At 43.9% G+C, this 8,974-nt stretch carries 7 protein-coding genes; 2 read left to right on the top strand and 5 right to left on the bottom strand.

Annotated elements, in window-relative coordinates; all coding sequences use genetic code 11:
• Positions 1-107: 107 nt before the first annotated feature.
• From L1765_RS15350 to L1765_RS15340, 3 genes are read right to left on the bottom strand one after another with little or no spacing between them, the layout of a single operon-like run.
• Positions 108-263, bottom strand: a complete 156-nt coding sequence (locus L1765_RS15350; protein ID WP_236408367.1) for a hypothetical protein — start codon at positions 261-263, stop codon at positions 108-110.
• Between the two features lie 16 nt (positions 264-279).
• Positions 280-1,446, bottom strand: a complete 1,167-nt coding sequence (locus L1765_RS15345) for an iron-containing alcohol dehydrogenase (RefSeq protein WP_236408366.1) — start codon at positions 1,444-1,446, stop codon at positions 280-282.
• 21 nt (positions 1,447-1,467) lie between these two features.
• Positions 1,468-2,427, bottom strand: coding sequence for an alpha/beta hydrolase (locus L1765_RS15340; RefSeq protein ID WP_236408365.1), 960 nt, complete (start codon positions 2,425-2,427; stop codon positions 1,468-1,470).
• 372 nt (positions 2,428-2,799) lie between these two features.
• Here L1765_RS15340 and L1765_RS15335 point away from each other — a divergent pair, with 372 nt between their 5' ends.
• On the top strand, positions 2,800-3,258 hold the full coding sequence (locus L1765_RS15335) for a MerR family transcriptional regulator (RefSeq protein WP_236408364.1): 459 nt from the start codon (positions 2,800-2,802) through the stop codon (positions 3,256-3,258).
• Between the two features lie 75 nt (positions 3,259-3,333).
• Here L1765_RS15335 and ltrA read toward each other — a convergent pair whose 3' ends face one another.
• Together ltrA and rlmD are read right to left on the bottom strand one after the other, a co-directional pair.
• Complete coding sequence (ltrA, locus tag L1765_RS15330; protein WP_236408363.1) at positions 3,334-4,725, bottom strand: group II intron reverse transcriptase/maturase; 1,392 nt, start codon at positions 4,723-4,725, stop codon at positions 3,334-3,336.
• A gap of 715 nt (positions 4,726-5,440) precedes the next feature.
• Positions 5,441-6,820, bottom strand: coding sequence for a 23S rRNA (uracil(1939)-C(5))-methyltransferase RlmD (gene rlmD / locus L1765_RS15325; protein ID WP_329610064.1), 1,380 nt, complete (start codon positions 6,818-6,820; stop codon positions 5,441-5,443).
• A 192-nt stretch (positions 6,821-7,012) separates the two neighbouring features.
• Between rlmD and L1765_RS15320 the strand changes: the two genes are divergently transcribed.
• Positions 7,013-8,680 carry a methyl-accepting chemotaxis protein gene (locus L1765_RS15320; RefSeq protein ID WP_236408362.1) on the top strand — a complete coding sequence of 556 codons (1,668 nt, stop codon included), beginning with the start codon at positions 7,013-7,015 and terminating at the stop codon, positions 8,678-8,680.
• Positions 8,681-8,974: the final 294 nt, after the last annotated feature.

Raw genomic sequence — 8,974 nt, 5'->3', positions numbered from 1 at the left:
ATTGCTACCACCATAAAGATTTACGACTTACCATTCCCCTGTTCAATTTCCATTATGAGAAGATGACGATGATACAGTAACTAGGTAACTACTGGATGGAATTATTTTCATGAGAATTTGTGACCCTTCGGGTCATGTAAGTTTAGTTCGGCAGTTAACTTCAACGCTTCCTGTGAAACAATATGCATCATCTGATGCATTTCCGAACCGCCAATAACTGTTTTTCCTTGGTTTAAGTGCAGCAAAAAGTCTTTGATATCCATTTAATCGCTCCTATTATTACATACTATCTTTTAAAATTTTTACGATTTCATCATGAGAAAGCACTTTATATCCGCCTTTTAAAATAAATGTGTTCGATGCAATGCCATCAAGCATATCTTCAGTCACACCCAAGTCTTTGATGTTCATCACAAGGCCGATTTCTTTCATATATGCTTCCATCCGTTCAAGTCCTTCTTTGGCGGTCTGTTCATCTGTTTTCCCTTCGGGATTTACATTCCAGACGTTGATTGCATAGCGCTTGAATTTTTGAAGCCCGTAAGGCATGATGTGCCGGTAATACGGCAAGGAGACGGCGGATAGAGTCATGCCGTGAGTAGCATCGGTATAACCGCCGATAGCCTGCCCTATCATGTGAACCATCCAGTCTGTGGATTTGCCTTTGGCAACAAGGGTATTGAGCGCCCATGTCGCGGTCCACATAATGTTGCTCCTTGCTTCGTAATCTTTGGGATTTTTAACGGCAATCCTTGAACTGTGGATCAAGGATTTCAACAATCCCTCCATAATATAATCCGAGGTGTTGTCGTCATCACCGGAAAAATATTGCTCCAGAATATGCGACATGATATCAAAGAATCCGGCCACCATTTGATATTGCGGAACGGTATAGGTGAATACGGGATTTAATATTGAAAATTTCGGGAAAACATTCTCGCCGAACACATGGCCGATTTTCTGCTTTGTGGCAGGGTTGGTAATAACGGAACCGCCGTTCATTTCAGAACCGGTGCCGACCATTGTCAGAACGCATCCTACGGGGATGATTTTGTTGTCCACATCTTCCATGCGCAGAAAATATTTATCCCACGGGTCTTCCTCACAATAGGCCGAAACCGATACGGCTTTTGCGTAATCGCATACCGAGCCGCCGCCCACGGCCAAGATCAGATCCACATTGTTGTCCTTTGCTCTTTTGCAGCCCTCATACAGCTTTTCAACCGTAGGGTTTGGCATAACTCCCGCATCCTCAAAAATTTCTTTGCCGTTGTCCTTTAAAATTTTTACAATCTCGTCATAAAGTCCGGTTTTCTTAATAGAACCGCCTCCGTAGACAAACAGTACATTTTTCCCGTACTTTGGCAGCTCCTCATTTAAGAATTTGAGCGAGTCCTCTCCGAAATACAGTTTAGTGGGATTTGAATAGATAAAATTTCCTAACATTTTTTATCCTCCTGACTTTGTTTACATATTTTCTTTGAAAAATGATTCCAGCTTATCAAACGGAATTAAATCCGTTCTGTCATAGAGATCCACATGCCCGGCATTAGGTACGATATACAGCTCTTTAGGTTCGGCGGCCATTTTATATGCGTCTTCGCTAAAATATCTGGAATGCGCATGTTCGCCAATGATAAACAAAATAGGTCTTGGCGAAACTGATTTGATATAGTTCATCAAAGGGAAATTCATAAAGGACATGGCACTTGTTTTTGTAAATGCGCCTATTGAATTGGGATGGTGCCCGCGCTTCATTGCATAATATTCAAAAAACTCCTTTGAAATAGGATCTAGTCCTTCAGGAATAATGTCAACAGGTTCGCTTGGAAAAGCCGGAGTTAATTCCGGGCTCCCGCTTTCAAAATCTTTCCAGCGCTGCTCTCCAAGCTGGTCGAGCATTTGGCCGCGCTGTTCGTCGGTCATGCTATCCATCCAGCCATTGCGCATCACTCTGCTCATATCGTACATACTCACGGCAGCAACGGCTTTTATTCTTCTATCAACCTGGGCAGCCGTAATTGCAAAACCTCCGCTTCCGCAAATGCCGATTACCCCAATTTTGTTTCTATCCACAAACGGACGGGTTCCTATATAATCCACAGCCGCGCTGAAATCCTCAACAAAGATGTCCGGCGATGAAACGTGTCTTGGCTCGCCGCCGCTTTCTCCGTTGTAAGATTCATCAAATGCGATAGCTGCAAAGCCGCGCTCTGCCATCGCTTGTGCATAAATTCCAGCTCCTTGTTCCTTAACCCCGCCATAAGGCGTGCCAACAATGATGGCAGGATATTTTTGAGATTTATCAATATCCTTAGCCAAGTACATAACCGCTGCAACGGTTATCCCATACCTGTTTTTAAACGATACCTTTTCAACGGTTACTTTTTCACTGACTGTAAAAGTTTTTTGATTGTTTCCTGTCATCTTGATTCCTCCATTAAATTATGATTTGCAATAGTTCGCCGCCGGTTATTTTCTGAATCATTTCAGCGGCAACTTCCGTATTGCCAACCGGCAAATTTACTATGCTTCCGCCTGCGTAATTGCTTCCCTCTCTTGAATAATAGGCTATAAGAGTTTTGTCTCTTTAAATTGATTCATTTTCGCGCCCCGCTCCTTTCATATCACACTCCTTTCATATCAAGCGTTGACACATACACCTGTATGTGGTAACATAATAATAAACCTGAGAGTTGACTCTAAGTCAATAGGCTTTTTAAAGTTGTTTTGTATTTTTAAGTGAAATTTATATTAATAATTATTTAACAAGACATTTGTAACATTTGGAGGTTGATTATGTATTACACCATCGGTGAGATCGCTAAAAAAGTAAATATTTCCCCGCATACCCTGCGTTTTTATGCAAAAGAAGGATTATTGCCATTTGTTGAACGGAGCGAAAGCGGAATCCGAATGTTTAAAGATGAAGATTTTGAATGGCTGATGATAATAGAATGTTTGAAAAAGACCGGCATGCCGATTAAAGATATCAAAACCTTTATAGACTGGACTATGGAAGGCGATTCGACAATCGATAAAAGGCTTGAAATGTTTAAAAAGCAGAAAGAGGCTGTCGAAAAACAAATTGCCCAGTTGCAGGAAACTCTTGAACTTCTGGAATATAAATGCTGGTACTATGAAACAGCGAAAAAAGCCGGTACTTGCGATGTGCACAGCAAAATTAAAGTGGAAGACATACCAGAAGATATACGGCCTGTAAAAGAAAATCTTAAAAAAATCCGCAAACTGTATTAATCGAGTAGGAGGTCACCCTTTAATTGAGTGACCGACCTCTCACACCACCGTGCGTACCGTTCGGTACACGGCGGTTCAATCGCATAAGTGCAGGGACTCGTACCGGTCAAGGATGCTGTAGTATCCAACCTGTGCGAGTCTTTTGTTTGTAATCGTGTGTGTGAGAATACCGCTTCCAGCAATCGCCCAGTATCCTTTGCGCGTGTTCCCGTTTCGGTAGGCCTGCCAGTTCGGCATGCCTAGCTTCATCAGGTTCTTCACGCGCGTTTTAGGCTTCTTCCACTGTTTCCAGATGTACATCCGAAGACGGCGGCGCAACCATCCATCCCATTCTTCCATCGTGCTCTTCATGCTCGCAATTCCGAAGTAGCCTAGCCATCCGCGGATGTAGACCTTTACGTTCTGCATTACCACACGGACGTTTCTGCCCTGACTGCGGGAAGTCAGTTCTTTCAGCTTCTGCTTTGCTTTCTTCAGGGACTTTGCATGGGCTCGAATGTAATAGCCGTTCTTGCCCCTTCCCAACGCAAATCCCAGAAACTTAAAATTTCGGATTGCCACCACGCTCACGACCTTGCTTTTCCCCGCGTTTACCTTGAGTTTTAGTTTCCCCTCAAGATATTTCCTGCCGGATTCAAGCAGTCGTTCTGCCGCTCGCTCGCTTTTGGCCAGTATCACAATGTCATCTGCGTAGCGTATTACCGGAACGCCTCTGCCGCCCATCTCCTGATCAAATTTATTCAGATAGATGTTGGCAAGCAGTGGGCTGAGTGGGCCACCTTGCGGCGAGCCTTCTTCCGTTTTCACAAGCAAACCGTTTTCCATGACACCGCTTTTCAGATACTTCTTAATAAGTTCTGTTACGCGCTTGTCATGGACTTGTTCCCGTACCATGTTCATGAGCAGTTCGTGGTTCAGCGTGTCAAAATATTTGGACAGGTCGATCAGTACCGCGTGCTTGTAGCCCTGTTCCGCATACTCCTTCACTTTCTGAATTGCCATTTGCGCACTCTTTTCCGGACGGTAGCCAAAGCTGTTATCCGAGAAAAGCGGTTCAAAGATTGGAGTTAATTGCTGAGCAATTGCCTGCTGGATGATTCGATCTACGACAGTCGGGATTCCCAGCTTTCGCACACCGCCATCCGGCTTCGGGATTTCCTTCCGGCGCACCGGCTGTGGCTTGTATTCGCCGTTTCGGATGCTTTCCAAAAGTTCTTCCCTGTGTTCTCTTAACCAACCAAGCGCACCCTCGACTGTCATGCCGTCGATTCCAGGCGCTCCCTTGTTGGCCTTCACGCGCTCGTAGGCCCTGTTCAGGTTATCCCTGTCCAGTATCCTTTCAAGCAGGTCTGCACCGTCCGTCTCTTCGGTTTCCCGATTGTCAATGCTCCGCGCTCCTGCATGCTCTTCACGTTCCGCGCTATCCCTTTGCAGGCAGCCCTTGTCTCCAAGATATTCTGCTTTCAACACATTGACCTCCCTTCGTCCGTTCTCCGGACTTACGATTGTTCGGCCCTTCCCATTTAACTAATTGGTACTATGGCCTCTGCTGACTTCTCGCAATTCGTTGTTACTACGCGTCCTTTCGAATATTGTCTACTTGGCCCCGCTTGCGAGACCTCCCCGGGTAAGAACGCAGTCTTTCTCTCCATCTACCTGCCTCATTTACACAAACTGGTTCCGTGTAGCTATTGGACTTCAACTTGAATTGCAGTCTTATCCTCAGCTTGTGCCTTATGCGATTCCTATTCGTCAGGCCAGAGATTTGCCGCCGCCTTCCTTCAGATTCCGCGTTGCAGCGGACACCCTTGGCCTTGGCTATGCACTTCCCGCTACCGGGCGTGCTCGGGACTCTCACCCGCTAGACTGCGCCCATGCCGGGCGCACAATTAAAATGCACACCTTCCTGTAAACCGCAGAAAGGTGTGCATTTTTAGGTTTTAAAATAAATTTACGTAAGTAGACATGTTCCCGCAAACACATCGAAATATTTCAATCCCCGTCTTTTCCGTCTACACAACCCCGCCCGCCGAGAGCCGCCCCGAAAGGCTGTAGATGTGTTTCCGCAAACAATTACACACATAAAAAACAGGGCTTCCCGGCAGATCCACCGCCCGAAAGTACATTTTCGGCAAGCGGCAAATCACCGGAAAACCCAGTATTCAAGCCGTTTTTCAGGCGCTTATTTATTTTTTACATTCTGCATCAATACTACGCACTCCACATGAGCGGTTTGAGGAAACATATCCACCGGCTGTACCCATTCTATGTCAAATCCGCCTTCATGAAAAATCCGGCAATCCTTTGCCAATGTAGAAGGGTTGCAGGATACATAGACAAAATGTTTGGGTTTCACCTGAATGATGGTTTTTAGCAGTTTTTCGTCACAACCGGTTCTGGGGGGATCCACCACAATCACGTCGGGCTTCCATCCTTCTTTCACCCATTGAGGAAGCAAGATTTCTGCCTTTCCTACATAGAAATTGGCATGGGAAAAACCGCAGGTCGTGGCATTTCTTCTGGCATCATCAATGGATTCGGGAATCACATCCATTCCCCGGACTTCTTTGGCCAATGGTGCCAGCCATAATCCGATAGTACCCACCCCGCAATAGGCATCCACCACCTTCTCTCCCCCCGTAAGCTGGGCAGCCTCCTTCACCACTTCATACAACTTGATGGTCTGTTCAGGATTTAATTGAAAAAAAGCTCTGGGTGACAGGGAAAAATCAACATTTCCCAATTGTTCTTTTATCTTTTCCCGTCCCCATAAAAGGATGGTTTCTTCCCCAAAAATGATGGAACTTCTCTTGTCATTAATATTTTGATGAATACTCTTTAGATAGGGGATTTTTTCGCGAAGCCTGGCTATCAATAGGTCTGATTTTGGAAATTTTTTTGTTCTGGTGACAAACGTAATTTGACCTTCACCTGTTTCCATTCCGATCCTGGCAACAATGGTACGAATTACTCCCCTATGACCCTTTTCCTGATAGATAGGAATTCCCAAGTCTTTCATTACGCCCCTTGCCACTCGTATCATTTCATTGATTTTTGGATCTTGAATGGGACACCCGGATATATCCACCAACCGATGGCTGCCCGGGGAATATAGACCAGTCATGATTTCCCCACCATCCATCCCTACCTGAAGCTGTGCTTTATTGCGGTAACCCCAAGGATTCTTCATTCCGATGGTTGGTTTTACATCAATTTTCGGTATTTTAGTATACCTTTGGAATGACTGGACAACCAACTCCCTCTTAAAACGAAGCTGTTCTTCATACTGGACATGCTGAAGCTGGCATCCGCCGCATTGCTCATATACCGAACATGCTGGAGTGATTCGGTGGGCCGATTTTTTTTCAATGTGAAGGAGTTTGGCGATGGCATAGGTAGGCTTTACATTTGTAATTTTCACTTTAACCCTTTCACCAGGCAAAGCCCCTTGAACAAAAACTACTTGTTTCTGGTAATATCCAATTCCCTCTCCATTAATACCTAAGCGATTAATGGGTAAAGACAACATTTGCCCGATTTTAAAAGAAGCATTTTTCTTCATCGTCATCACCTTAACAAGATTTACTAATGTTATTTCAAACTATTCTTTTTTTAAGGATTGGACACAAAAATTAGGTTGCACTTAAAAATTTCAGAAAAGTTTCATAAACTTTCCCTTACTCTGCCCCGTATCTATTGTATACTGGCTGTGAAATGGGTAGCAAATTCTAAAATGTTTAGGAGGATGGAAGAAGTGAACTGGCTCAAAAATAAGTCAATCAAATTTAAACTATTGTTGACCGTTCTTATTATTACTCTGATTCCCCTAATGATTGCCGGGTATCTAAGTAAAGAAACCGTGTATGATTCCGCATTTAATATGTCCAGATATGATTTGGATTATATAACTGACCTAAAGCAAAAGGAATTAAACGACATTATTGAGCATAATAGTAACCTCTCGGCAATAGAACTTGAAAGCTTAGTGAAAGAATCCGTTGATGAAGTTTCCAAAGAATATTATGAACCAAATGGAATGCAGGGATATGGCTTTATTATGGATAGTAATGGAAAGCTTTTGTTTCACCCGACAGATGCTGGCAAAGATTTGTCTGGAGAAAATTACGTAAAAGATATGATTAAACAGAAAAACGGGGAAATCATCTATCAATTTAACGGAAAAGAAAAACTGACTTCCTTCCGGACCCTCTCAAACGGCTGGATCTTAGGGATTGGAAGCTACAAAGATGACCTTCTTCAACCCGTATCTACTATTAAAACACAAATATTCTGGATTAGCTTAATTTCCTCCATCCTATCCATCCTTGTCGGATACTTTATAGTTCAGCAGATCATTTCGCCAATGCGCGAATTGGTCTCTGCAATGAAAAAAGCGGAAGAGGGAAATTTAACCGTTGAAGTTCCTGTCCGTACCAAAGATGAAATAGGACGTTGTTCTGCGATGTTTAACGAAATGGTTGAACGGTTTAGAGAAATGATTAAACAAGTCCATCTTGCCTCTGAAAAAGTGGCTTCCTTTTCAGAAGAATTAACTGCCAGTGCCAGTGAAAGCACAAAGGCATCTGAGCAGATTGCCATTGCCTCACAAGATATCGCCCACGGTTCAGAGAATCAAGTGAAATTTGTGAAAGATACAGTGCAGACCATCCACGAAATGGCCAAGGAAATGCAGCAGATTTCGACCAATGTTCAAAATGTTTCATCCCACACCGATCAAACTGTTTACTTCGCCAATGAAGGGGGAGAAGCCATTACTAATGCCGTAAATAAAATGGAATCCATTGCTTCCAAGGTCCTTCATACCGAATCTATCGTAAAACAGTTAGATAACCAGTCAGAATCCATTCATGGAATTGTTGGTACGATCCGTGAAATTGCTGAACAGACCAACCTATTGGCTCTCAATGCAGCAATCGAAGCCGCAAGGGCTGGCGAACAGGGGCGCAGCTTTGCCGTTGTTGCCCAGGAAATAAGAAAGCTAGCCGAACAATCGGCTTATTCCGCCAACGAAATTGCCAAGGTTATTGAAGCAATCCGGAAAGGGATTGAACAAGCAGCCACTTCCATGGAAGAAGGAACAATAGCCGTAAAAGAAGGTCGTAATGTGGTACATGAAGCAGGAGAATCATTCCAAAAAATATTACATGCGATTGAACAGGTTGGAGAACAGATGGAAAATGTGTCAGCCACCGTCGAAGCAATGGCCTCGGGCAGTGATGAAATTGTAAAAGCTGCAGATCAAATTTCCCAGCTCGCCCAAAATTCATCTGCTGATACACAGGAGGTAGCCGCTGCCTCCCAACAACAAATGGCGACGATGGAAGAAATCAATGGAGCCGCTGAGATGTTAGCAAAGATGTCGATCTCCTTAAAAGAACAGGTGGCCAAATTTAAAATTTAGTCTTTATTCCATACATATGGTAAAAAGAGTTCCCCCGTGTGGTATGGATGGAACTAAACTTACATGACCCGCAGGGTCACAAATTCTCATGAAAATAATTCCATCCAGTAGTTACCTAGTTACTGTATCATCGTCATCTTCTCATAATGGAAATTGAACAGGGGAATGGTAAGTCGTAAATCTTTATGGTGGTAGCAATATCAGACCCCGCGAACTAAACGGACAGCATCGATCATTGAGCACAAATTCCTGTTGCTGCGAGCACGAATATCAAATTACTGTTTGTCTCTGATC

This window comes from Microaerobacter geothermalis (assembly GCF_021608135.1).
GTDB lineage: Bacteria > Bacillota > Bacilli > DSM-22679 > DSM-22679 > Microaerobacter > Microaerobacter geothermalis.
The sequence above is the reverse complement of the archived record's forward strand: the minus strand, read 5'-3'. Positions and strand labels throughout refer to the sequence as shown.